The following is a 23,821-nucleotide window of genomic DNA, read 5'->3' on the forward strand; positions in this document are numbered from 1 at the left end:
CACAATGGGATATAAAGCAGATACGTTCGACGTCATTGTTGTCGGAGCTGGACATGCTGGTGTTGAAGCTGCACTTGCTTCTGCACGTATGGGAGCTAAAACGTTATGTCTAACACTGAATCTAGACACTGTTGCCTACATGCCATGTAATCCGTCAGTCGGCGGACCCGCTAAAGGGATTGTCGTGCGTGAAGTAGATGCACTAGGCGGTGAAATGGCCCGCAACATCGACAAAACACATATCCAAATGCGTATGCTTAATACAGGTAAAGGCCCTGCGGTACGTGCGCTGCGCGCGCAAGCTGATAAGTATCTTTATCAGCATGAAATGAAAAAAACAATGGAAAACACCGAGAACCTTACATTGCGTCAAGGAATGGTAGAGCGTCTGATCATTGAGGACGGAGAATGTAAGGGTGTTATTACTAAAACAGGTGCTGAATACGCTGCGAACGCAGTAGTTCTGACGACTGGAACTTATTTAAGAGGGAAGATCATTATTGGTGAGCTTGCTTATGAAAGCGGCCCGAACAACATGGCTCCTTCTATCAATTTGTCCTATCACCTGCAAGAGCTTGGTTTTGATATGGTTCGATTTAAGACAGGAACACCACCGCGTGTGAACAGTAAAACGATCGATTATTCCAAAACGGAAATTCAGCCAGGTGATGATGTACCACGTGCATTTTCTTATGAAACAACCGAGTATATCACTGATCAGTTGCCTTGCTGGCTTACTTATACAGGAGACGCGACACATCAGCTGATCAACGGAAACCTGCATCGCTCACCGATGTACTCTGGAATGATCGAAGGAACAGGACCACGATATTGTCCATCTATTGAAGATAAGATTGTACGTTTTAACGATAAACCAAGACATCAGATCTTCTTAGAACCTGAAGGACGCAACACGGAAGAAGTGTACGTTCAAGGTCTTTCAACGAGCCTTCCTGAAGATGTTCAAAAGAAAATTTTAGCTACGATTCCTGGACTGGAAAAAGCTGAACTAATGCGTGCTGGTTATGCGATCGAATATGATGCGATCGTACCGACACAGCTATGGCCATCTTTAGAAACGAAGCGTGTGAACGGTCTCTTTACAGCAGGTCAGCTGAACGGCACGAGCGGTTATGAAGAAGCAGCGGGTCAAGGCCTTATGGCTGGAATAAATGCGGCATTAAAAGTACAGAAAAAAGAACCTTTAGTGCTCGATCGTTCGGAAGCTTACATCGGAGTCTTGATTGATGATCTGATTACCAAGGGTACAAACGAGCCTTATCGTCTGCTAACATCAAGAGCAGAGTACCGTTTGCTGTTAAGACACGATAACGCTGACCTTCGATTAACAAAAAAAGGTCACGAAATCGGACTGATAGCTGAGGATCGTTACGAACGCTTTGAAGAGAAGAAAGCTCTAATTGCGCAGGAAATAGAACGCTTAGAACATGTTTCCATTAAGCCGAGTGAAGATGTGCAGCAAATTCTTGCTGAAGCACAGTCTACACCGTTAAAAGAGCCAATGTCTGCAGCTAACTTACTTAAACGTCCTGAAATTACCTACCCGGTGATCCACAAGCTGGCACCTGCAGAGACTGCATTGCCTGAAACCGTAATGGAGCAAGTGGAGATTCAGGTGAAGTACGCAGGTTACATTGATAAGCAGCTTGCTCAAGTTGAGAAGATGCGCAAGATGGAAAATAAAAAACTGCCTGTTGATCTGGATTATATGGCGATTAATGGATTGGCAACAGAAGCAAAACAAAAGCTTCATGAAGTTCGTCCTCTTTCTGTCGGGCAGGCATCACGAGTATCAGGGGTAAACCCAGCAGACATTTCAATTCTGCTGATCTACCTTGAACAAGGCAAACTGGCGAAAATTGCCCGTTGAGGGGGAACGCGTAAACCATGAATGTTGAATTGTTTCAATCTTCCTTAAAAGAAAAGGGAGTACAGTTATCAGATAAACAGCTTTCACAATTCGAGAGGTATTATGAACTCCTCGTTGAGTGGAATGAAAAGATGAACCTAACCGCGATCACAGAAAAAGAAGAAGTATATCTTAAACATTTTTATGACTCTGTTACGGCTGGATTTTATTTTGATTTTAATCAAACGATTACAGTTTGTGACGTCGGAGCTGGTGCTGGGTTCCCAGCGATTCCACTCAAAATCGTATACCCGGATATCAAGCTGACGGTTGTTGATTCACTCAATAAACGCATTGGATTTTTGCAGCATGTTACAGATGAATTAGGCTTAGAAAATGTATCCTTACATCATGACCGCGCAGAAACCTTTGCACAACGTCCGGAATTTAGACAAAATTTCGACCTTGTGATGGCTAGGGCAGTTGCTAGGCTATCCGTTCTTTCTGAGCTTTGTTTACCTTTAGTGAAAATCGGAGGGCACTTTTTAGGAATGAAAGGTGCCAATCTTCCTGAAGAAGTAAAAGATGGCGAAAAAGCAGTTAAACTTTTAGGCGGTAAAATAAAAGATGTTCATTCTTTTCTTTTGCCGATCGAAGAAAGTGAAAGAAATATAGTAATCATTGAAAAAGTAAAAGATACGCCTAAAAAATTTCCGCGAAAACCTGGAACACCTAACAAATCACCGATACAATAAAATGAAGCTGTGTTTCACGTGAAACACAGCTGTTACATAAAAGAAAGAATTTTACAGACTTGCAGGATTATTGGACTAGTGAGAAGAATTAGTTAACAGGAACATTACAAAAGGTGGTGTATTCGCATGAAGCATCCTTTTTCACGTTTATTCGGCATCGGCGAAAAGAGCCAGCAAACCTTAGATCCAGAACCAGCTGAAAAAAACGACAACGAAGAAGTACTTCAAATTCCGGTTCAACAGATCATACCAAACCGGTTTCAGCCTCGTACGGTTTTTATAGATGAACGAATTGAAGAATTATCACAGACGATAGAAGCTCACGGGATCATTCAGCCTATCGTGGTTCGCGGCATTGGTGAGGATCAATTCGAATTGATCGCCGGAGAACGCAGGTGGCGAGCCGTTCAAAAACTTGGATGGGAAAAGATACCTGCCATCATTAAAGAGATGGACGATTCTCAAACCGCATCTGTAGCCCTTATTGAAAACCTTCAGCGAGAAGAACTTACGGCCATTGAGGAAGCGATGGCATATGCTAAACTACTCGAATTGCATGGCCTGACTCAAGAGGGACTTGCTCAAAAGCTTGGAAAAGGTCAATCCACGATTGCGAACAAGCTACGTTTGTTAAAGCTGCCGCAATCTATTCAAGATGCCCTTTTGCAGAAACAGATAACGGAGCGTCATGCTAGAGCATTGATAGTTCTAAAGTCTCCTGAAAAGATGGATGTAGTTCTGCAAGAAATCCTGGAGAAACAATTGAATGTGAAGCAGACAGAAGATCGTGTAAAGCGAATGATCGAAGCGGAGACAGCGGAAAAGAAACCTCAATCCAGACGCAAATCGTACAGCAAGGATATGCGCCTTGCTATTAATACGGTTAGGCAATCTGTTGACATGGTTGTGCAAAGCGGACTGTCCATCGACACAGAGGAAGAGGAGCATGAGGAGTTTTATCAGTTCACGATTCGTATTCCAAAAAAATAAAAGTGAAGACCATCAGTTAGAAGTTAAATTGATGGTTTTTTGTTTGGCAGTTTTCGCAAACGTTATTATTGGAAGTGGTTGATTTCCGTTCCAGCTGCTCGCTTTCCGCGGGGCAGGCGGTGAGCCACATTCGTAACGTTTCACTCTTAAGTGTCTCACCTGCCCGCCTGTCCTAGCCGAGAGTCTCGCATCTTGCACTCCAATCAACCTGCAATGGAGAAGTAACAAAAAACTTCTAGTAGAGACCCTTTCTAGGTATAAATTGCTGTCTTCATTAGAATCTCAACTAAAAAAAGAAGAAAAAATAATTCAGCCCAAAATACTTTTTTCTATAATTCCATACGTCATTTTATTTTCTTCGTGATAGAATAATAGATAATGAATGGTTTTATTAAGTGAGGTAGGTGACAACGTGGCCAAGATCATTGCAGTAGCCAACCAGAAAGGCGGAGTCGGGAAAACGACTACGTCCGTCAACCTTGGTGCATGCTTAGCGTATTTCGGTAAAAAAGTTTTGCTCGTAGACATAGATCCTCAAGGCAACGCTACAAGTGGCGTAGGTGTGGACAAAGGTGATATAGACCAATGTATCTATAATGTCCTAGTTGAGGACGTGGAAGTAAAAGATGTGATTGTTGAAACCATCTGTGAAGGTTTACATATCCTCCCATCGACGATACAACTCGCTGGAGCTGAGATTGAATTAGTTCCAACGATATCGCGTGAAGTCCGATTAAAGAGAGCGTTAGATCAGGTAAGCTCCCTTTATGATTACATTATTATTGACTGCCCTCCATCATTAGGACTTCTTACGATAAACTCTTTAACAGCATCTGACTCCGTTATCATTCCGGTTCAATGTGAATATTACGCTCTCGAAGGGTTAAGCCAGCTTTTAAATACGGTCCGGCTTGTGCAAAAGCACTTGAATACTGATCTGATGATTGATGGAGTCCTGCTCACAATGCTTGATGCACGTACGAACTTAGGCATTCAAGTCATTGAAGAAGTGAAGAAGTATTTTCAAGATAAAGTGTATGAAACGATCATACCAAGAAACGTTAGATTATCAGAAGCACCGAGTCATGGTAAACCGATCATCATTTATGATCCAAAGTCGCGAGGTGCAGATGTATATTTAGAATTTGCGAAGGAAGTGATTGGCATTGGTGAAAGGGTTAGGTAAAGGGCTGCACGCCTTCTTTCCTCCGACAGAAGCCGGGGAAGAAGAGCAGATTAAAGAGGTCGGCATATCAGAGCTTAGACCAAATCCGTATCAGCCTAGAAAAGTTTTTGACCAAAAAGCCATCGACGAGCTAAAAGAATCCATTTTAGAACATGGCATTCTTCAGCCGATTGTTGTTCGAAAAAGCATCAAAGGCTACGAGATTGTTCTTGGAGAAAGAAGGTTTAGGGCAGCATCTGAAGCAGGTATGAACACCATCCCCGTGATTGTAAAAGACTATACGGAACAAAAAATGATGGAAGTCGCCTTAATCGAAAACCTTCAGCGAGAAGATTTGAATCCTGTTGAAGAAGCACAGGCTTATCAAAAGCTGATGGAGCACCTTAAAATCACTCAAGAAGAATTAGCATCAAGAGTGGGAAAGAGCCGCCCGCATATTGCGAACCACATTCGGCTGCTTCAGCTTCCAAAACCCGTTTTAGAGCTTTTATCCAACGGTCTGTTATCGATGGGGCATGGACGAGCATTACTCGGACTTAAGAAAAAGGCAAAAATGCAGCTGATCGTTCAAAAGATTATGGATGAAAATTTGAATGTCAGACAGCTTGAGAAATTCATTTCTGACATCAACAAAAATGTTTCACGTGGAACAAAGAAAAACACAGCACAAACAAATGTATTCTTTAAAGAAAAAGAGACATCCTTGCGCGATCGATTTGGAACATCAGTGTCCATTAAAAAATCGAAGCGAAAAGGGAAGATAGAGATTGAATTCTTTTCTCAAGATGATTTAGAGCGCATCTTAGATCTGTTAGAAAAGTAGAAAGAAAACCATCGAAAAGGTGGTTTTCTTTTTTACCATTTTTTTAAAAGCTGTTTTGGTAATCTTTAATGCTCTGAGAAGTGGTTGATTTCCGTTCCAGGATGCTCGCTTTCCGCGGGGCGGGCGGTGCGCCACTTGGCGCTTTGCACCGAAAAGTGTCTCACCTGTCCCGCTCGTCCTAGCCGAGAGTCTCGCACCTTGCACTCCAATCAACAACAATGATGATAATGAACCAAAAACATCTTTAGAAAAGGATTTTATAAAATCAATAAAGAAAGTAAGCACCTTGATTCAATCGTTAAAGATAATCATCGAAGGCCTGCTTTAGATAGGAGAACGTAACATGTCACTGTTAGGAACAATTGTGAATGGTATTGCCATTGTTGCAGGAAGCTTTTTAGGTTTGTTTTGGACAAGAATCCCTGATCGATTTAAGGATACGATATTACAAGCGATGGCTTTGGCTGTCACGATCTTAGGTATTGGTATGGGACTTAAAAGTGAGCAATTTTTGATTGTTATCGCGAGCCTTGCTGTTGGAGGAGCTCTTGGTGAATGGTGGAATTTAGAAGAAAAGCTGAATGCGGTCGGCAAGTGGCTGGAAACGAAAGTAGGAAAGCAAGATAAAGGATCGGTTGCGACGGGTTTTGTTACGGCTACACTGGTTTTTGTGGTTGGAGCAATGTCCATTGTTGGAGCGCTGGACAGCGGGTTAAGACAACAGCATGATGTTCTCTATACGAAAGCATTGATCGATGGCTTTTGTGCCATCCTCTTTACCTCAACGCTTGGCATCGGAGTGATGTTTTCCGCGATACCGGTCGTCCTCTATCAAGGAGTGATCGTACTTTTGGCAACACAGATCGATCGATTCGTTCCACAAGAACTGATGGATGCCCTTATCGTAGAAATCACAGGAACAGGAGGCATCATGATCGTAGCGATTGGATTAAACTTGCTAGGTATCGCTAAAATCCGCGTAGCAAACCTTCTTCCGGGGTTACTGGTTGCTACATTGCTTGTATTCATCGTTGAAAAATGGGTAAACATTCTTTCCTTTTCACAAGGTCTGCTATAAAAAAAGCCGCTTCTATTTCGGTAGGAGCGGCTTTTTGTTATTGAATTTTATAAATATCCTGAGAACGGGTATCGGTTCCTGCAATCATGGTCTTCTGTTGGATTTTTTTACGTAAGCAAGCCATATGAAGGGAATCTGCAATTAAGTCAGCCATTTTCATGACGATACTCAGCCTCGTATTTTGAAGAACAAAGTATTCCATAAATCCGCTTACGTTTACGATACCTGTAATATGCATATCGCCAACAGGCGGCAGCTGCTTATTCACACCAGCACCTGGTTTGACAGGACCATCGTTAATAGAAATCATACCAACATGGTTTAACCGGCCTAAACAGGCATCAATTCCAACAACAAAAGCACCAGGATGTTCCACTTCAATCATTTTAAGCTTTTCTTCCAGGTTCACGGCATGTACAGGGTCATCAAGGGTGCCGTAAACAAAAAATGGAAATGTATCTTTGTTATGCAATCTTGTACCTACAAGAGGACCTAATGCATCACCTGTCGATCGATCGGTTCCTATACAAACTACGACGACTGGCTGATGGTTTGTTTCCGGAAGCATGGGTAAAATTTGTTCTGTAATTCGCAGCATGGCTTCCTTTTCTTCGTGGTGCAATTTATATTGAATGGGTTTTCCTAGTCCAAGCTTCCGTTTGAGGAACATGACATCCTCTCCTTTATAATGGTTCTACTAGTATACGGAAGAATTCCCTTTGTTATACATGGTAGAATAGAATAATCACAGACTTTTGTTTAAAGTCTATACCCGTTTCATGTGTACTCATAACTCGAGAAGTTTTTCTTAAGATTTACATTTGATATTCTCGGTAAAAGCTGATTAAATAATTTCATAATCAAAGAGAGGACGGGGACTGCTTTGGAAGGAACGGATTTACCTAAAACAGCAGAAGAGGCTGTAACCTTTTTTTCTGATAAAGAATGGTGGACAGGCGTCGCTACCACAGGAATAAAGATTGTAGGAATCATCTTGCTGGCCATTATATTCAGATATATTGTTAGGGCAGCGATCGCTAATATATTTAAAGTTAGGTTGAAAACTCCTTTACGTTTAAGCGAGAGACGAGAGAATACATTATTTAGACTTCTAAATAACGTGGCTTCTTATGTCATTTATTTTGTAGCGATTTTAACCATCTTAACCGAGTTTGGCGTAGACATAAAAGCCATACTTGCCGGGGCAGGTGTTGTTGGTTTAGCGATCGGCTTTGGTGCTCAAAGTCTTGTGAAGGATATCATCACTGGATTTTTTATCATATTTGAAAACCAGTTCTCTGTAGGTGACACGGTACGAATTGCAAGTTTTGAAGGTACGGTAGAAGAGATCGGATTAAGAACAACAAAAATAAAAAGCTGGACAGGAGAATTGCATATCCTGCCGAATTCGTCTATCACGGAAGTTACAAATTTTTCCGTTCATAACAGCATTGCTGTTGTTGATTTGAGCATTGCGTATGAAGAGGATATTGATAAGGCGCAAAACATTATTCAAGAAGTTGTTAAAAAGGCAAAACCAAACTATCCTGAAATGGTAAAAGAACCAGAAGTACTAGGTGTTCAAATGTTGGGCGCTTCTGAAGTTGTGATTCGTGTTACCGCAGAGGTACTTCCGATGACACACTTTAAAATTGCCCGAGAACTTCGCAAAACTTTAAAACATGAACTTGAAAAAGCAGGGATCGAAATCCCTTATCCCAAAATGGTTACGTATCACAAAGAAAATATGCCAAAAGAACAAAAATAAAGGAGAGCTGATGATGCAGCAAAAAGAATTCCAGCTTCATGATGAAGTGGAAATGAAAAAGCAGCACCCATGTGGAACGAATCGCTGGAAAGTCATTCGTATGGGAGCAGATATTCGAATTAAATGTATGGGTTGCCAGCATAGTGTGATGCTTCCTAGAGCTGAATTTGCAAAAAAAATTAAGAAAGTCTTGTCATCACCAGGGGAGTGAATGAAGGCTGTATGAAATAAATAAGGCAACTGCTGTTTCACGTGGAACAATGATTGCTTTAGAATGGACAACGTAAATAGATAGCCAAGAATGAGAGCAAAGAAGCATCACCCGGTTCTTCTTGTCTTTTAAGGTGATAAAACCTATAATTGGGAAGGATATTTTTTTAACTCAGAAGTCTCGGGATTCCGAGCTTTATATAAAACAGAGGAGTGAATGAACAGTGGCTCTTACAACTGGAATCGTAGGTTTGCCGAACGTTGGTAAATCCACATTATTTAACGCTATTACACAAGCAGGTGCAGAATCTGCTAACTATCCGTTCTGTACAATCGACCCAAACGTTGGAATCGTAGAAGTACCTGATCACCGTCTTCAAAAGTTAACAGACTTGGTACAGCCGAAAAAAGTAGTACCTACAACTTTTGAATTTACGGATATTGCCGGAATCGTAAAAGGTGCAAGCAAAGGGGAAGGGCTAGGAAACAAGTTTCTATCACACATTCGTCAAACAGATGCGATCCTACAAGTTGTACGTTGTTTTGATGACGAAAACATCACGCACGTTCATGGAAAAGTAAATCCGATCGATGATATTGAAGTAATCAACCTTGAGCTTATCTTTGCTGATCTAGAGTCAATCGACAAGCGTATCGCGCGTGTTGAGAAGTTGGCAAAATCTAAAGACAAAGAAGCAGTTGCTGAGTTTGCAGTACTTTCTAAAATCAAGGAAGCTCTTATGCAAGAACTTCCTGCCCGAAGTGTTGATTTAACACCTGAAGAGAACAAGATCGTTCATGCGATGCATTTACTGACAATGAAGCCGATTCTATATGTTGCAAACGTGAGCGAAGATGAGCTCTTAGAAGGAACAAATGAGCACGTTGAAGCGGTTAAAGAATATGCAGCACGTGAAAATGCAGAAGTAATCGTAATCTGTGCAAAAGTGGAAGAAGAGATCGCAGAACTTGATGGCGATGAAAAGATGGCTTTCTTAGGAGAATTAGGAATCGAGGAAGCAGGTCTTGATAAGCTGATTCGTGCATCATATTCACTTTTAGGATTAGCTACTTACTTTACAGCTGGTGTTCAAGAAGTACGTGCTTGGACGTTCCGAAGAGGAATGAAGGCTCCTGCGTGTGCCGGGATCATCCATACGGACTTTGAAAGAGGGTTTATCCGTGCAGAAGTCGTTGCTTATGATGACTTGATGGCTGCAGGCAACATGGCAGCTGCTAAAGAAAAAGGGAAAGTTCGTCTTGAAGGTAAAGAATACGAAATGAAAGATGGAGATGTCGTTCATTTCCGTTTTAACGTTTAATAAAAAATGACTGAGAGAGATTGGTCTCCGCTCCAGGATGCTCGCTTTCCGCGGGGTGTGCGGTGAGCCTCCTAGCGCTTTGCGCTGTTAGGAGTCTCACCTGTCCCACTGATCCCGCAGGAGTCTCGCACCTTACGCTCCTACCAACTTGTCAACGAAGTTTCTTTAAAAAACAATTCAGAAGCAATTAATCTTTTAGAGTAAAAACAAAATAGAGAAAAACGGAGGAAAAGCAATCGCTTTTTCTCTTTTTTATGCTTAATTTCAAAGTAAGCTTGTTTTATTCAGCATGTTTTGATATAATTCTTTATTGTGAGTTAATTGTCAACAAATACTGTTATGATGATTTTCTCCTTGCCCGGAATAAATGTTTTGGGCCGCTTAGACCAAAAGGAGGTGAACGGAATGAAAAAGTACGAAATCATGTACATCGTCCGTCCGAATATCGAAGAGGAAGCTCTAAAAGCAACGAAAGAACGCGCTAAAAGCATCCTAACTGACAACGGTGCGGAAATCGCGAACGAAAAGGAAATGGGTAAAAAGCGTTTAGCTTATGAAATCAATGACTTCCGCGATGGATATTACACGCTATTGGAAGTTAACGCTCCAAACGAAGCGATTAATGAGTTCGACCGTCTTATGAAGATCAACGAAGATGTTCTTCGTTTCATGACAATCGTAGACGTAAGAAATTAATCCTTTAAGGAGTGGTTCTGAATGCTAAATCGAGTAGTACTGGTGGGACGTTTAACAAAAGACCCAGAATTAAAGTACACTCCAAATGGTGTGGCTGTTGCTAATTTCACACTTGCTGTCAATCGACCTTTTTCGAATCAGCAAGGCGAACGCGAAGCAGATTTTATTAACTGTGTCGTATGGCGCAAGCCCGCTGAAAATGTGGCGAACTTTTTGAAAAAAGGATCGCTTGCAGGAGTGGATGGACGTTTGCAAACTCGTTCTTACGAGAATCAGCAGGGTCAAAGAGTGTATGTTACTGAAGTAATGGCAGAAAGTGTTCAATTCCTTGAACCTAAAAACGCTAATGCTGGTGGCCAGCAATATCAAGGCAGCGGCAACAACTTTGGTGGACCATCAAATGACCGCGGATTTGGGCAGCAAAATCAGAACCGCAGCTATGGAAGTGACAACGGCTTTGGAGGACAGCAACAACAGCAGAATCCAAAACGAAATAACTTCAACGATGACCCGTTTGCAAATGATGGCACGCCGATCGACATCTCTGATGACGATTTGCCATTTTAAACTAACGTAAACTATGAATCGGAATATATAAAAATAAAACTAAAGGAGGGGACCATCAATGGCTGGACGTCGTGGTGGACGCCAAAAGCGTCGTAAGGTTTGTTTTTTCACTGTAAACAAGATCACTTACATCGACTACAAGGACACTGATCTTTTAAAGCGTTTCGTTTCTGAACGTGGTAAGATTCTTCCTCGTCGTGTAACTGGTACATCTGCTAAATATCAACGTCAATTGACGGTTGCAATTAAACGTGCTCGTCACATGGCATTGTTACCATATGTATCTGAATAAGATCGGTTAAAGAGCGCAGCTAGGGTTTCCTGGCTGCGTTTTTTTATTGTGCACCACTATTCAAGTGGCATTGTATGGTGGTAAGGAGCAATATAAGGCTGTAGAAATATGACGAGGATTGTAGACTCGTGGATAAACAGCTAAAACTCGTGGATTCAGCCACAAAACTTTTGGATTGAACCACGAAACTTTTGGATTCAGCTCTAAAACTTTTGGATTTATTGCTCTTTTCCTTAGTACAGCGCTCAAAAAATCCTAAATCACCTCTGATCTAAGGCTTGTAAATGATTCATAATAGCTTGGCATTGGCCAACGCTTCCACTATCTGCACTATTTCTTCATAAATTAGTCAAAAACAGCTCGTTTCCTGCCATTCTCACCTTAAAACAATCTAACTTTCCATTATTTGTTTACATCCCTTCAAGTACGTCTATTCTAGAATTATCGTTTAAGTTGAATATTAGCGGCTATGTCACTACAATTAGAACATATGAAAAATTATATGAGGTGAATCATGCGCAATACTAAAGTATTGGTGGAAGGTGCCGTGGTTTCGGGCATTTATACGCTTCTTTTTTTAATCAGTATGTACATACCGTTTTTCAGTCTTTTTTCGTTATTTATTTTACCGCTACCGTTTATCATCTATCTATACAGACACAACCTTAAAGCGGGATTGCTTCTTTGGGCAGTCACTTTTGGTGTGTCCTTGGCATTTGCGGGGCTTAACGGTATTATCGTAACCCTTTTCTCTGGTTTGACCGGAATTGTGATGGGGGAACTTTATAGAAGAAAAAAATCTGCTTTCGCGGTTCTGCTTGGTGCTAGTCTTTCGAACATACTAAATATGTTGGCTACGCTTGTTATTGCTCAAGTGGTCATGGGAATCAACTTTGTAAAAGAGTTAGAGACACAGTTTCAAAGTGCGATTGGTACGGCAGAAGAGTTTTACAAATCAAGCGGTCAGGATCCTTCTCAGATCGAAAGGTTTAAAGAACAAGCAGAACTTATTCCAATGATGCTTCCCACATATATTATTGGGGGAGCCGTTATTCTAGCTTTCTTAACACATATCGCAGCTAGAATGCTCATGATAAGAATGCGGTATGATGTTCCTTCCTTTCCGCACTTTCGGGATTGGAACCTGCCAAAATCATTTTTGTGGTATTATATTATAGCGATTGTTTTAACATTTAGCACGCCTGAAAAAGGCACTGCTTTATATATTGTAACGATAAATTTGTATATGATATTATCGTTTGTACTTATTATTCAAGGTTTCACAGTGATCTTTTATTATGCCTGGATAAAGAATTGGAAGAGAAAAAGAATCATATTGTTGATTATACTCTTGTTTTTGCTTAATTCTTTCCTGCCGATTCCTCTGGAAGTCGTTAAATTCTTAGGTATAATTGATTTAGGTTTTATGATTAAAAAACGGTTGAAACCAAAACAGTAGGAGCTGAAAGTATGCCAAAGTTTTTGCTAAAACGGTGGCATGGTTATCCCGTCATCGCCTTATTTGTTACTTCTGTTGTGCTGGTAAGCATCATCACGTATTTTCACTGGATGATCGGAATGGCAGGTTTTGTGCTTTTAGGCGGCTTATTTTATTATGCCATGAAAGCCGAAGCGAGTTTTCAGGAGGAACTGGGTGATTATATTTCTACGCTTTCTCATCGCCTGAAGAAGGTGGGAGAAGAAGCGCTTATGGAAATGCCGATCGGGATTATTTTGTATGATGAGGATTTTAAGATCGAATGGGCAAACCCATATATGGGATCCCTTATAGAAGAAGAATCCTTTATCGGGCACTCTTTAAACCATGTTTCAGAAGAACTGATTCCTTATATTAAAAGTGATGCTAAGGAAGAAGTTATTAAGATCAATACACATAGATTTCAAGTAAACTTTAAAAAAGAAGACAGGTTGCTTTACTTTTTTGATGTAACCGAGCAGTTGGATCTTGAACGGCTCTATGATGAAGAACAGACTGTTATGGCGATCATCTATCTCGATAACTATGATGAAGTGACCCAAGGATTAGATGATCAATTTCGCTCAACGATCAATTCAAAAGTAACATCAGTCCTAAATGGCTGGGCGAATGAGCATGGAATCTTCTTAAAACGAACTTCTTCAGAGCGTTTTTTAGCTGTATTTAACCAGCGTATCTTATATGAGCTAGAAAAAAATAAATTCAGTGTGTTAGATGAAGTAAGAGAATCGACTGCTAAACAGAACGTTTCTCTAACATTAAGTATCGGTGTAGCTGCAGGAACTTCTTCGCTTCCTGAGCTTGGCCAGCTCTCCCAATCAAGTCTCGATTTAGCTCTTGGACGTGGTGGCGACCAAGTAGCGATCAAGCAGACAAACGGGAAGGTCCGTTTTTATGGAGGCAAAACGAATCCAGTTGAAAAGCGCACACGCGTACGTGCACGTGTCATTTCTCACGCATTGAGTGAATTAGTGGCAGACAGCGATAAAGTCATCATCATGGGGCACAAGAACCCTGATATGGACTCGATCGGATCTGCTATCGGAATATTGAAAGTCGCTCAAGTTAACGGAAAAGACGGTTATATCGTCCTCGACCAATCTGATATCGATATTGGTGTTCAGCGCTTAATGGATGAACTGAAAGAGACAGAATCCATCTGGAAGTATTTCATCTCACCTGAAGATGCATTGGAGATCGCTTCAAGAAACACCTTGTTAGTGGTCGTTGATACACATAAACCTTCTATGGTCATTGAAGAAAGACTTTTAACAAAGCTCGACCATGTTGTCGTTATCGATCATCACCGTCGCGGAGAAGATTTTATTAAAGACCCTGTTCTTGTCTATATGGAGCCATATGCTTCTTCAACGGCAGAACTCGTAACCGAACTGTTAGAATACCAGCCGAAGCGACTAAAGATGCGTATGCTTGAAGCTACAGCACTTCTAGCAGGGATTATCGTAGATACAAAAAGCTTTACCCTCAGAACGGGTTCTCGTACATTTGATGCTGCCTCCTATTTAAGAGCTCACGGAGCGGATACGATTCTTGTTCAAAAGTTTTTAAAAGAAGACTTAAATACGTATACAAGGCGTTCTAAGCTGATTGAGAACGCTGAGATCTATAAAAAAGGCATCGTTATTGCCAAGAGTTCTCCTGAGGATGCCTACAATCAAGTAGTGATCGCTCAGGCTGCAGATATTTTATTAACAATGAACGGCATTCAAGCTTCCTTTGTTATCTCAAATCGAATCGATGGCAAAGTCAGTATCAGTGCGCGTTCACTTGGGGACATCAACGTGCAAATGATCATGGAAGGACTTGAAGGTGGAGGACATCTTACAAACGCTGCCTGCCAGATCGAGAACAGTACGATTGATGAAGCAGAGAAACACTTAAAGAGAATAATAGATGAGTATATTGAAGGGGGAGAAGAGGAATGAAAGTAATTTTTCTTCAAGATGTGAAAGGTAAGGGCAAAAAAGGGGAAGTCAAGAACGTTTCTGAAGGTTATGCGCGCAATTTCTTATTTCCTAAAAATTTAGCTTCAGAGGCTACTTCAGGGGCAATGGCTGCACTTCAGGGCCAACAGAAGAGCGAAGAGAAAAAACAACAAGCGCAACTAGAAGAAGCTGAAGCATTAAAAGCTAAACTTGCGGCGATGACAATCACGATCAAAACCAAAACTGGCGAGGGCGGCAGAGTATTTGGTTCTGTAACGAGTAAACAGATCGCTGACGGCCTGAAAGAGCAAGGGATCAAGATCGATAAGCGTAAAATTGAGCTTGCTGATCCGATTAAGGCACTTGGTTACACAAATGTGCCGATAAAGATTCATTCACAAGTAACGGCTACAGTAAAAGTACACGTAACAGAAGAATAAAAAGCCGGGAATTCCCCGGTTTTTTATATGAGTATTTGGATGTAATTGATTTCCGCTCCAGATGCTCGCTTTCCACGGGGCGTTCGGTGAGCCTCCTGCCGCTTTGCGCCATTAGGAGTCTCCACCTAACCGCTCGTCCCGTAGGAGTCTCGCATCTTCCGCTCCAATCAACGTTTCAAAGAAGATATAAGAAAAACAAATACTTTATTTTAGAAGAAACTTTAGTATAGAGAAAAAAGTAAAGAAAGGAGGAAAAAACATGAGTGATTTATTTGCTGACCGCATACCACCGCAAAATATTGAAGCTGAGCAGGCTGTTCTGGGTGCTATCTTTTTAGAGCCCGAAGCTCTTATAACTGCCTCAGAAATCCTGCTCCCTGAAGATTTTTACCGGGCGACTCACCAACGAATCTATCGTGTGATGCTCGATCTTAACGCGAAAGGCGAGCCCGTCGATCTGATTACGGTTACTTCAGAGCTGCAGGATAAGAACCAGCTCGATGAAGTGGGAGGATTATCTTTTTTAACAGAGCTTGCTGATAGTTCACCGACAGCTGCGAATATTGAGTATTACAGCAAGATTGTTGAGGAAAAGTCACTTCTGCGCCGTTTGATTCGTACTGCGACTGATATTACAGCGAACAGCTATGCTCGTGAAGAAGAAGTAGAAGCGATTCTGAACGAAGCGGAGAAATCGATTTTAGAAGTAGCGAACCGTAAAAACACGAGTGCGTTTACGGCTATTAAAGATGTATTGGTACACGCCTATGACAACATTGAAGCCCTTCATAACCGTAAAGGTGATATTACGGGGATTCCGACCGGATTTAACGATCTGGACCGTATGACTGCAGGATTTCAGCGGAATGACTTGATCATCGTTGCAGCCCGGCCGTCTGTAGGTAAAACAGCATTTGCTCTGAACATTGCTCAAAACGTCGCAACGAAGACAGACGAGAATGTAGCCATATTCAGTCTTGAGATGGGTGCTGAACAGCTCGTTATGCGTATGCTCTGTGCGGAGGGGAACTTGGATGCACAGCGTCTGCGTACCGGATCTTTGCTTCCTGAAGACTGGCAGAAGCTTACGATGGCGATGGGAAGTCTGTCTGCCGCTGGAATTTATATAGACGATACACCAGGTATCCGTATTAATGATATCCGTGCGAAATGCCGTCGTCTAAAGCAGGAAAAGGGACTAGGTATGATCTTGATCGATTATTTGCAGCTTATTATGGGGAGCGGGAAATCTGGCGAGAATCGTCAGCAGGAAGTTTCTGAGATCTCCCGTTCATTAAAAGCTCTTGCCCGTGAGCTGGAAGTGCCGGTAATCGCCCTATCGCAGTTATCTCGTGGTGTTGAATCCCGTCAGGATAAGCGTCCGATGATGTCTGATATCCGTGAATCAGGTTCCATCGAGCAGGATGCCGATATCGTAGCTTTTCTTTACCGTGATGATTATTACGATAAAGAGACAGAAGCGAAGAATATTATTGAAATTATTATCGCTAAACAGCGTAACGGTCCAACAGGAACGGTTGAGCTTGCTTTCGTAAAAGAATACAACAAATTTGTTAACCTGGACAGGCGGCATGATGAAAGTGCCATACCACCAGGCGCATAAAAAAAGCAGCTGGAGTTTAATCCGGCTGCTTTTGCATTTCAAGGAGTTCTTTTTCCGCCAACCAATGTTCGATCCTGGTTTTGACTTTATCTTTTTGAAAGGTCTGCCATTTTTCAAGTAAGTCCAGCTTTATTACTTTTTCGGTAAAACGTTCAAAAGGCTCATCTTCATTCAGGGCATGCAACAGCTCACTGTTTTGATGATGACTTTCAAATTCAACCATCCAGCTGAATGATTCTACATTCATTACTTTTGGAATCTCAATGAATCGTTCTGGTTCATCCGCGTCTAAAAACTCAAGATTTGGGCGACCATCTGGTTCGATCGCATCTAGCAAAATAACTTGTTCCGTTCTGTCTAAATAATAGATGTGGTTTGCTTTATGATCCATATAAGCAACCATTAATTTTTCGATAAACAAAGGAATCAATCCTCCTAAACAAGGTGAATACTACAGGATACGATAGAGTTTTTGATCTTTTGACTATGGAATTGTAAATATATTACGAACGAAAGTGAACTTATGTGATTTAATGTTCGTGTTTTTGATTGACTTTCCTTAAATATATTGCTAAACTAAGCATGGTTTTTAAGATTAGACGATAAATTCGTCAATCGTTAATTTCATGGAGGTGCAACCATGTCATCAGTAGTAGTAGTTGGAACACAATGGGGAGATGAAGGAAAAGGTAAGATTACCGATTATCTCTCAGAAAAAGCAGAAGTAGTAGCTAGATACCAAGGCGGAAACAACGCTGGGCATACAATTGTTTTTGAAGGGAAAAAGTATAAGCTTCACCTTATTCCATCTGGAATCTTTTATAAAGATAAAATCTGTGTGATCGGTAATGGAATGGTTGTCGATCCGAAAGCTGTTCTTGAAGAGCTTGCTTATCTTCACAGCCACGGAGTTAGTACGGACAATCTTCGTATCTCTAACCGAGCGCATGTGATCCTTCCTTATCATCTTCGTCAAGATATCTTGGAAGAAGAAAGCAAGGGAGCTAATAAGATCGGTACGACGAAAAAAGGTATTGGTCCAGCTTACATGGATAAAGCTGCACGTATCGGTATTCGTATCGCAGACCTTTTAGATCGTGAAGTGTTTGAAGAGAAGTTAGAGCGCAACTTAGCTGAAAAGAACCGCTTATTTGAGCGTATTTATGAATCAGAAGGCTTTACAAAAGAAGAAATCTTAGACGAGTACTTTGAATACGGTCAGCAGATCGAAAAGTATGTAGTCGATACATCTGTTGTTCTTAATGATGCATTGGACGATGGCCGCCGCGTTCTTTTCGAAGGTGCACAAGGTGTAATGCTTGATATCGACCAAGGAACATATCCTTTCGTAACTTCATCTAACCCGATCGCAGGGGGAGTAACGATTGGTTCTGGTGTTGGTCCATCTAAGATCAACCATGTTGTTGGTGTTTCAAAAGCATACACAACACGTGTTGGTGATGGTCCATTCCCAACTGAACTACATGACGAAATCGGCAATCAAATTCGTGAAGTTGGCCGTGAGTACGGAACAACGACTGGGCGTCCGCGCCGTGTCGGCTGGTTTGACGCTGTAGTCGTTCGCCATGCTCGCCGCGTTTCGGGTATCACTGATCTTTCATTAAACTCAATCGATGTATTAACAGGCATCGAAACATTGAAAATCTGTGTTGCTTACAAATACAAAGGTGAACTAACTTATGAATTCCCAGCTAGCCTTAAAGTGCTTGCTGAATGTGAGCCAGTATTTGAAGAAATGCCGGGCTGGACTGAAGACATCACAGGCGTTAAAGATCTAGGAGAGCTTCCGGAAAATGCTCGTCACTACGTTGAGCGAATCTCACAAGTAACAGGCATTCCGCTTTCGATCTTCTCTGTAGGACCAGACCGTGCACAAACAAATATGGTAAGAGGCGTATTTGCTTAAATTTTTTGGGCCCCTTGGAAACAAGGGGCTTTATTTTTTTCGTTTTGTGTGAAAATGCGTTATTTTTAAGTGAAATACAAGGCATTATTGAGCATTTTAGAGCAAATATAAGTTTTTTTGAAAAATATCTAGAAAACATATTGCCAAAGCTTTTATTACGTGATAAAGTAACACTTGTCGTGAAAAAACGACAAACGTTATAAACAAGCTTGAGTTGTTACAAAAGCAAGAGCCATTAGCTCAGTCACGAGCAATACAACGTGATTGATCTACGAGTTGTCTCGACGGATACACTTACGTCCTTGGCTAGTAGAGGAAGAGACAGGGTACCACGGACAAATAAAGCACGAGCCATTAGCTCAGTCGGTAGAGCATCTGACTTTTAATCAGAGGGTCGAAGGTTCGAGTCCTTCATGGCTCACCACTTTTTTAAAAAGTGGCCCGTTGGTCAAGCGGTTAAGACACCGCCCTTTCACGGCGGTAACACGGGTTCGAATCCCGTACGGGTCACCATTTTTTTTTAACTTGAATAAAAGCTTTTAAAGTGGACTCGTGGTGTAGTGGTTAACATGCCTGCCTGTCACGCAGGAGATCGCCGGTTCGACCCCGGTCGGGTCCGCCACTTTTTTCTTGGCTCGAAGCTACGAGTGTTACAGCAAGAATTAGCTGCGAGTTGTCTCGACGGATACACTTCTTGGGAAAACGTGTAGAGGAAGAGACACAAGTTAAATAAAAATCAAATTGTTTTAAATTTGGCTCGATAGCTCAGTCGGTAGAGCAGAGGACTGAAAATCCTCGTGTCGGCGGTTCGATTCCGTCTCGAGCCACCATTTTACTTTTAATCCTAAATCGTGCTGCATGTTCCTTGAAAAAGGAACATGCTTTTTTTATTTTCGGTATTGGAAATAGACTTGGTGCAGGGGTATAACTATAGGTCGACTATGTCGAAAATTAGCGAATCGCCTATATTTACTCACGAATGACTTAATTGATCTCGAATTTGACTTAATTTTTCTCATAAAGACTTAATTACATAAAGTTTAGACTTAATTATCATCACAAGTACCCCGCTAGGTATACGAGCTGACACCTATCCGACATCGAAACTGCCCCCAATCTGACAATAAAAAGGCCAGAACTATAAAATAGGCGGCATCAGTTGCATCACCATACTCACTTTTAGCACATTTCATGCTGATTAAGAGGGATAAGTCCTCACTATTTAGAATATAGTGTATCAATTGGGATGAGGAAGGTTGTGATCATACAGATGGAATTCGAATGGGGGCTGTATTTGATCGCGAGTTACCTTGTAGGGGGCATCATGACAGGGTTTCTTGTAGCAAAGCTTTTAAAAGGCGTTGACTTACGGTTATTAGGCAGCGGTAATATAGGTGCCCGGAATGCAGGCCGGGTACTAGGACCATCGGGCTTTGTTCTAACCTTAGCTGGAGATATTTTAAAAGCGGCAGCAGTTGTATGGGCAGCCATTCAATTTGGATATCCTCCTCATATTCAGCTGCTTGGATTTTTAGCGGTGATTCTCGGGCACCTTTATCCAGTTTTCCTAAAGTTTCATGGTGGAAAAGGAGTCGCTTCTTTTATTGGAGGACTTGTTGTTTTTCATCTGCCATCAGCCATACTCGTTGGAGCGGCATTTTTATTGTTTTATGCGATAAAAAGAAGTTTAACAGTAGCGGGGCTATTTGCCTTCTCACTCGCACCCTTTTTCTACTGGCTCATTGAACGACAATGGAAAGAAACGCTTATACTTCTGCCGATCAGCTTGCTTGTGGTTTATGTACAAAAAGAAGATATTATAGAACGAATTAAGCTGCCAGAATAGAACATTTTTAAATACTAACCTAAAGCCATCTAAGTCCAAAAGGACTTAGATGGCTTTTTTTTACCTAATATGATTCGTTTTAGAATAAGCTTTTTCTTTTGGTTCAGTATGTCTGAACGAATGTTCGTTTTTTTACATTTGCATTACAAAATACGTGAAATTCTGACAAATTGAAATTCCTTATGATAGGATACTAGAGGTGCTTCAGGGAATTTTTTCATAGGACAATAGACACAGATGAGATAGAGAAGAGAATCTTTAGGGGGAAAAAGAAGGTGCAAAATTGGAAAACCACTGAAGTTTATATAAAGAAAATCATACCGCTGTTCATCGCGGTTATACTAATACTCGCAACCATTACGTTGAATCCATCCACTACAGAGGCACATCATGATGATAACCAGTTGATCAAAACGGTTTTTAACGTTTATGTGGATGGAGAGAAGATCGGTACCGTTCGAGAAGAGAGTGTTGCCGAAAATACGGTAGAAGAATTATTGCGGCAAGCAAAAGGCAAAAACAATGATTTTGCTTTTACGATAAACGAATCGATTGAGCTAAAGCCTGAAAAAATGTTCAGACCTGAGTTTGATAATGAAGCGGCGAGAGAAGCATTAAAAGACCGCTTAACCGTTTCGGTAGAAGCTTATCGACTGGTAGTTGGCGCCCAAACAGTAGCTTACGTTTCAAGTGAAAAAGAAGCAGAAGATACGCTGTTAAAGCTGCAGCTTGAACATGTTTCAAAAGCAGAGCTTGATGAGATCAACAAAAGGAAAGCCGAAAATAAAGAGCTTGAAGTTCCAGAATTAAATCCTGGAGAAAGTAAGGTTGTCGATATTGACTTCTCGACACCTGTTTTCATTCAAAAAGCTCAGACCTCAATCAAGGACCTCGTATCTGTTGACGGTGCGATCTCCCTTTTAAAAGAGGGGACAATTAAGAGAAAAGAACACATTGTTCAAAAAGGTGAAACGGTAAAGTCGATTACCGAAAAGTATCACTTAACGATGGAGCAATTCTACACGTTAAATACAGAATTGCTGCTCGTTCCTGTGATTCGTCCAGGGCAAGCAGTGACTGTAACAGAAAAGAAGCCTTACACCGAAGTAATGGTATATGAAGCAACTCGTGTACAGAACGAGATTCCTTTTGGAGTTGAAAAACAAGATGACAGCACACTAGAAAAGGGACAGGTAAAAACGGTTCAAAAAGGTCAAAAAGGGTTAGAAGACGTGACCTTTACTGTTAGAAAAGCAGACGATAAAGTTCTAAAAAAAGAAATCGTAAACCAAGAGCAAGTGAAAGCACCTGTTACCGAGATTCAAAAGATCGGTACGAAAGTGATACCGTCTAAAGGGACAGGCACTCTTTCATGGCCGGCAGTTGGGGGATACATCTCGAGCCATAAAGGATCTAGATGGGGAAGACAGCATAAAGGAATGGACATTGCACGTCCTTCAGAACGTTCCATCTTGGCAGCAGACAACGGTACAGTTGCATTTGCTGGCTGGGATGGCGATTATGGCAACAAGATCATCATCAATCATAACAACGGTATGAAAACCATCTATGCTCATTTGAATTCCATATCTGTTTCAACAGGAGATGTGGTACAAAAGGGATCAAAGATAGGAGTTATGGGATCAACAGGCCAATCAACAGGCGTTCATTTGCATTTTGAAGTATACAAGAACGGTGTTCTAAAAAATCCTGCTGATTATCTATAAAGGCACAATCTTTGCTGCTCTTGAAAGTAGTTGATTTCCGTTTCAGGTGCTCGCATTCCGCGGGGCAGGTGGTGAGCCACATTCTTAACGTTCCACTCCTAAGTGTCTCACCTGTCCAGTTGCAGTGGCTAGCCCCTCGAGGTCAAAAGCTAAATGGCTCAGAAGGCAAAGTGCACCTTCCAATCCATTCATCTTTTGCTTGTCGGGGCAAAACGAGCCACTTCCACTTTTCGGACTGCCCGCCTGTCCTAGCCGAGAGTCTCGCACCTTGCACTACAATCAACTTGCCGATGAAGATAGTTACAAAATGAACTGCTGGACCTCTTAGGAATATATCTTCCTGGGAGGTCTTTTTATACCTTCAAAAGTTACAACTTGTTTGCCCGATGATTTTCGAGATGGCAACAAGTTTTCTTGTCTAAAATTAGAAGGTTTTACTAGTAGTATGGAGAAAGTTTCAACTGTGATAAAATAGTAGAGATACCTTAAAATGATACTACAAACAATCTGCTATATATTAAATAGAGTTTCCGAAGAAGGAGCGTTCCCATGGATAAGAAAATTCTCGTTGTGGATGATGAAAAACCAATTGCAGATATTCTGCAATTTAATCTCGAAAAAGAGGGATTTACAGTAAGCTGCGCTTACGACGGTATTAATGCCCTTGAGAAAGTAGAAAAAGAGAAGCCAGATATGATCCTGCTTGATATCATGCTTCCTTTAAAAGATGGCATGGAAGTATGCCGTGAGATCCGCAAAAAGTATGATATGCCGATCATTATGCTGACTGCAAAAGATTCAGAAATCGATAAAGTGCTAGGGTTAGAGTTAGGTGCGGATGACTATGTAACAAAGCCGTTCAGCACGCGCGAACTGATTGCTCGCGTAAAAGCCAACCTTCGCCGTCACCAGCAGGAATCAGAACGTGAAGTAGATGAGAACAATGAGATTACAATCGGTTCTTTAACGATTCACCCTGATGCTTATATTGTGACAAAGCGCGGTGAAACGATAGAGTTAACACATCGAGAATTCGAACTGCTGCATTACTTAGCGAAACATATCGGACAAGTGATGACGCGTGAGCACTTGCTTCAAACTGTGTGGGGATATGACTACTTTGGTGACGTTAGAACGGTTGATGTTACGGTTCGACGTCTGCGTGAGAAAGTAGAAGATAACCCGAGCCACCCATTATGGATCATTACAAGACGCGGAGTGGGGTATTACCTAAGAAATCCTGACCAGGAGTAATC

22 protein-coding genes and 4 tRNA genes are annotated in these 23,821 nt (G+C 41.5%); 24 read left to right on the forward strand and 2 right to left on the reverse strand.

Annotation, left to right across the window (positions count from 1 at the left end):
* Positions 1 to 4: 4 nt before the first annotated feature.
* The 6 genes from mnmG to AWM68_RS16225 all read left to right on the forward strand — a co-directional run bounded on the left by mnmG (position 5) and on the right by AWM68_RS16225 (position 6,702).
* Complete coding sequence (gene mnmG, locus AWM68_RS16195; RefSeq protein ID WP_066244189.1) at positions 5 to 1,891, forward strand: tRNA uridine-5-carboxymethylaminomethyl(34) synthesis enzyme MnmG; 1,887 nt, start codon at positions 5 to 7, stop codon at positions 1,889 to 1,891.
* Between the two features lie 17 nt (positions 1,892 to 1,908).
* Positions 1,909 to 2,625 carry a 16S rRNA (guanine(527)-N(7))-methyltransferase RsmG gene (rsmG, locus tag AWM68_RS16200; protein ID WP_066244193.1) on the forward strand — a complete coding sequence of 239 codons (717 nt, stop codon included), beginning with the start codon at positions 1,909 to 1,911 and terminating at the stop codon, positions 2,623 to 2,625.
* 126 nt (positions 2,626 to 2,751) lie between these two features.
* Entirely contained in the window at positions 2,752 to 3,615 is an 864-nt protein-coding gene (gene noc, locus AWM68_RS16205) for a nucleoid occlusion protein (RefSeq protein ID WP_066244195.1), read from the forward strand.
* Between the two features lie 412 nt (positions 3,616 to 4,027).
* Positions 4,028 to 4,801: a ParA family protein gene (locus AWM68_RS16210; protein WP_066244197.1), complete on the forward strand. Its 774-nt coding sequence runs from the start codon at positions 4,028 to 4,030 to the stop codon at positions 4,799 to 4,801.
* Positions 4,782 to 5,624: a ParB/RepB/Spo0J family partition protein gene (locus AWM68_RS16215; protein WP_066244200.1), complete on the forward strand. Its 843-nt coding sequence runs from the start codon at positions 4,782 to 4,784 to the stop codon at positions 5,622 to 5,624. The genes AWM68_RS16210 and AWM68_RS16215 overlap by 20 nt, the downstream gene beginning before the upstream one ends.
* Positions 5,625 to 5,967: 343 nt before the next feature.
* Positions 5,968 to 6,702, forward strand: coding sequence for a DUF554 domain-containing protein (locus tag AWM68_RS16225; RefSeq protein WP_066244204.1), 735 nt, complete (start codon positions 5,968 to 5,970; stop codon positions 6,700 to 6,702).
* Between the two features lie 37 nt (positions 6,703 to 6,739).
* On the opposite strand, the gene yyaC is transcribed toward AWM68_RS16225, so the two are convergent.
* Entirely contained in the window at positions 6,740 to 7,372 is a 633-nt protein-coding gene (yyaC, locus tag AWM68_RS16230) for a spore protease YyaC (protein WP_082820745.1), read from the reverse strand.
* 213 nt (positions 7,373 to 7,585) lie between these two features.
* On the opposite strand from yyaC, the gene AWM68_RS16235 reads away from it, so the two are divergent.
* The 10 genes from AWM68_RS16235 (at position 7,586) to dnaB (ending at position 17,065) form a co-directional block, all read left to right on the forward strand.
* The gene (locus AWM68_RS16235; RefSeq protein ID WP_066244207.1) at positions 7,586 to 8,470 is read left to right on the forward strand and encodes a mechanosensitive ion channel family protein; all 885 of its coding nucleotides are present in this window, start codon (positions 7,586 to 7,588) and stop codon (positions 8,468 to 8,470) included.
* A gap of 13 nt (positions 8,471 to 8,483) precedes the next feature.
* Entirely contained in the window at positions 8,484 to 8,681 is a 198-nt protein-coding gene (locus AWM68_RS16240) for a DUF951 domain-containing protein (protein ID WP_066244210.1), read from the forward strand.
* Positions 8,682 to 8,904: 223 nt separating this feature from the next.
* Positions 8,905 to 10,002 carry a redox-regulated ATPase YchF gene (ychF, locus tag AWM68_RS16245; protein ID WP_066244213.1) on the forward strand — a complete coding sequence of 366 codons (1,098 nt, stop codon included), beginning with the start codon at positions 8,905 to 8,907 and terminating at the stop codon, positions 10,000 to 10,002.
* A 405-nt stretch (positions 10,003 to 10,407) separates the two neighbouring features.
* On the forward strand, positions 10,408 to 10,698 hold the full coding sequence (gene rpsF / locus AWM68_RS16250; RefSeq protein WP_066244217.1) for a 30S ribosomal protein S6: 291 nt from the start codon (positions 10,408 to 10,410) through the stop codon (positions 10,696 to 10,698).
* Positions 10,699 to 10,719: 21 nt separating this feature from the next.
* Positions 10,720 to 11,265: a single-stranded DNA-binding protein gene (ssb, locus tag AWM68_RS16255; protein WP_066244221.1), complete on the forward strand. Its 546-nt coding sequence runs from the start codon at positions 10,720 to 10,722 to the stop codon at positions 11,263 to 11,265.
* A 58-nt stretch (positions 11,266 to 11,323) separates the two neighbouring features.
* Complete coding sequence (gene rpsR / locus AWM68_RS16260; protein ID WP_066244223.1) at positions 11,324 to 11,557, forward strand: 30S ribosomal protein S18; 234 nt, start codon at positions 11,324 to 11,326, stop codon at positions 11,555 to 11,557.
* A gap of 514 nt (positions 11,558 to 12,071) precedes the next feature.
* Positions 12,072 to 13,016, forward strand: coding sequence for a YybS family protein (locus AWM68_RS16265; protein WP_066244226.1), 945 nt, complete (start codon positions 12,072 to 12,074; stop codon positions 13,014 to 13,016).
* Positions 13,017 to 13,027: 11 nt separating this feature from the next.
* The gene (locus AWM68_RS16270; RefSeq protein WP_066244228.1) at positions 13,028 to 15,001 is read left to right on the forward strand and encodes a DHH family phosphoesterase; all 1,974 of its coding nucleotides are present in this window, start codon (positions 13,028 to 13,030) and stop codon (positions 14,999 to 15,001) included.
* Positions 14,998 to 15,441: a 50S ribosomal protein L9 gene (gene rplI, locus AWM68_RS16275; protein ID WP_066244231.1), complete on the forward strand. Its 444-nt coding sequence runs from the start codon at positions 14,998 to 15,000 to the stop codon at positions 15,439 to 15,441. The genes AWM68_RS16270 and rplI overlap by 4 nt, the downstream gene beginning before the upstream one ends.
* Positions 15,442 to 15,700: 259 nt before the next feature.
* On the forward strand, positions 15,701 to 17,065 hold the full coding sequence (dnaB, locus tag AWM68_RS16280) for a replicative DNA helicase (RefSeq protein ID WP_066244236.1): 1,365 nt from the start codon (positions 15,701 to 15,703) through the stop codon (positions 17,063 to 17,065).
* A gap of 16 nt (positions 17,066 to 17,081) precedes the next feature.
* On the opposite strand, the gene AWM68_RS16285 is transcribed toward dnaB, so the two are convergent.
* Positions 17,082 to 17,486: a UPF0158 family protein gene (locus AWM68_RS16285; protein WP_066244239.1), complete on the reverse strand. Its 405-nt coding sequence runs from the start codon at positions 17,484 to 17,486 to the stop codon at positions 17,082 to 17,084.
* Between the two features lie 219 nt (positions 17,487 to 17,705).
* Between AWM68_RS16285 and AWM68_RS16290 the strand changes: the two genes are divergently transcribed.
* The 8 genes from AWM68_RS16290 to yycF all read left to right on the forward strand — a co-directional run bounded on the left by AWM68_RS16290 (position 17,706) and on the right by yycF (position 23,819).
* Positions 17,706 to 18,992, forward strand: a complete 1,287-nt coding sequence (locus AWM68_RS16290; RefSeq protein ID WP_066244244.1) for an adenylosuccinate synthase — start codon at positions 17,706 to 17,708, stop codon at positions 18,990 to 18,992.
* A gap of 348 nt (positions 18,993 to 19,340) precedes the next feature.
* Positions 19,341 to 19,416: transfer RNA gene (locus tag AWM68_RS16300), tRNA-Lys, on the forward strand.
* Between the two features lie 14 nt (positions 19,417 to 19,430).
* Positions 19,431 to 19,505, forward strand: a tRNA-Glu gene (locus tag AWM68_RS16305).
* A 33-nt stretch (positions 19,506 to 19,538) separates the two neighbouring features.
* Positions 19,539 to 19,614: transfer RNA gene (locus tag AWM68_RS16310), tRNA-Asp, on the forward strand.
* 132 nt (positions 19,615 to 19,746) lie between these two features.
* Positions 19,747 to 19,822, forward strand: a tRNA-Phe gene (locus AWM68_RS16315).
* Between the two features lie 428 nt (positions 19,823 to 20,250).
* Positions 20,251 to 20,838: a glycerol-3-phosphate acyltransferase gene (locus tag AWM68_RS16320; RefSeq protein WP_197468192.1), complete on the forward strand. Its 588-nt coding sequence runs from the start codon at positions 20,251 to 20,253 to the stop codon at positions 20,836 to 20,838.
* A gap of 275 nt (positions 20,839 to 21,113) precedes the next feature.
* The gene (locus AWM68_RS16325; RefSeq protein ID WP_066244252.1) at positions 21,114 to 22,565 is read left to right on the forward strand and encodes a peptidoglycan DD-metalloendopeptidase family protein; all 1,452 of its coding nucleotides are present in this window, start codon (positions 21,114 to 21,116) and stop codon (positions 22,563 to 22,565) included.
* 549 nt (positions 22,566 to 23,114) lie between these two features.
* On the forward strand, positions 23,115 to 23,819 hold the full coding sequence (gene yycF / locus AWM68_RS16330; protein WP_066244253.1) for a response regulator YycF: 705 nt from the start codon (positions 23,115 to 23,117) through the stop codon (positions 23,817 to 23,819).
* The last annotated feature ends 2 nt before the right edge of the window (positions 23,820 to 23,821 follow it).

This window comes from Fictibacillus phosphorivorans (assembly GCF_001619875.1).
Lineage (GTDB): Bacteria > Bacillota > Bacilli > Bacillales > Fictibacillaceae > Fictibacillus > Fictibacillus phosphorivorans_B.

Bases quoted from the DNA above. Each gene is read 5' to 3' on its own strand.
- mnmG (WP_066244189.1), top strand. From the start codon at position 5: ATGGGATATAAAGCAGATACGTTCGACGTCATTGTTGTCGGAGCTGGA.
- rsmG (WP_066244193.1), top strand. From the start codon at position 1,909: ATGAATGTTGAATTGTTTCAATCTTCCTTAAAAGAAAAGGGAGTACAG.
- noc (WP_066244195.1), top strand. From the start codon at position 2,752: ATGAAGCATCCTTTTTCACGTTTATTCGGCATCGGCGAAAAGAGCCAG.
- AWM68_RS16225 (WP_066244204.1), top strand. From the start codon at position 5,968: ATGTCACTGTTAGGAACAATTGTGAATGGTATTGCCATTGTTGCAGGA.
- yyaC (WP_082820745.1), bottom strand. From the start codon at position 7,372: ATGTTCCTCAAACGGAAGCTTGGACTAGGAAAACCCATTCAATATAAA.
- AWM68_RS16240 (WP_066244210.1), top strand. From the start codon at position 8,484: ATGCAGCAAAAAGAATTCCAGCTTCATGATGAAGTGGAAATGAAAAAG.
- rpsF (WP_066244217.1), top strand. From the start codon at position 10,408: ATGAAAAAGTACGAAATCATGTACATCGTCCGTCCGAATATCGAAGAG.
- ssb (WP_066244221.1), top strand. From the start codon at position 10,720: ATGCTAAATCGAGTAGTACTGGTGGGACGTTTAACAAAAGACCCAGAA.
- rpsR (WP_066244223.1), top strand. From the start codon at position 11,324: ATGGCTGGACGTCGTGGTGGACGCCAAAAGCGTCGTAAGGTTTGTTTT.
- AWM68_RS16265 (WP_066244226.1), top strand. From the start codon at position 12,072: ATGCGCAATACTAAAGTATTGGTGGAAGGTGCCGTGGTTTCGGGCATT.
- AWM68_RS16270 (WP_066244228.1), top strand. From the start codon at position 13,028: ATGCCAAAGTTTTTGCTAAAACGGTGGCATGGTTATCCCGTCATCGCC.
- rplI (WP_066244231.1), top strand. From the start codon at position 14,998: ATGAAAGTAATTTTTCTTCAAGATGTGAAAGGTAAGGGCAAAAAAGGG.
- dnaB (WP_066244236.1), top strand. From the start codon at position 15,701: ATGAGTGATTTATTTGCTGACCGCATACCACCGCAAAATATTGAAGCT.
- AWM68_RS16290 (WP_066244244.1), top strand. From the start codon at position 17,706: ATGTCATCAGTAGTAGTAGTTGGAACACAATGGGGAGATGAAGGAAAA.
- yycF (WP_066244253.1), top strand. From the start codon at position 23,115: ATGGATAAGAAAATTCTCGTTGTGGATGATGAAAAACCAATTGCAGAT.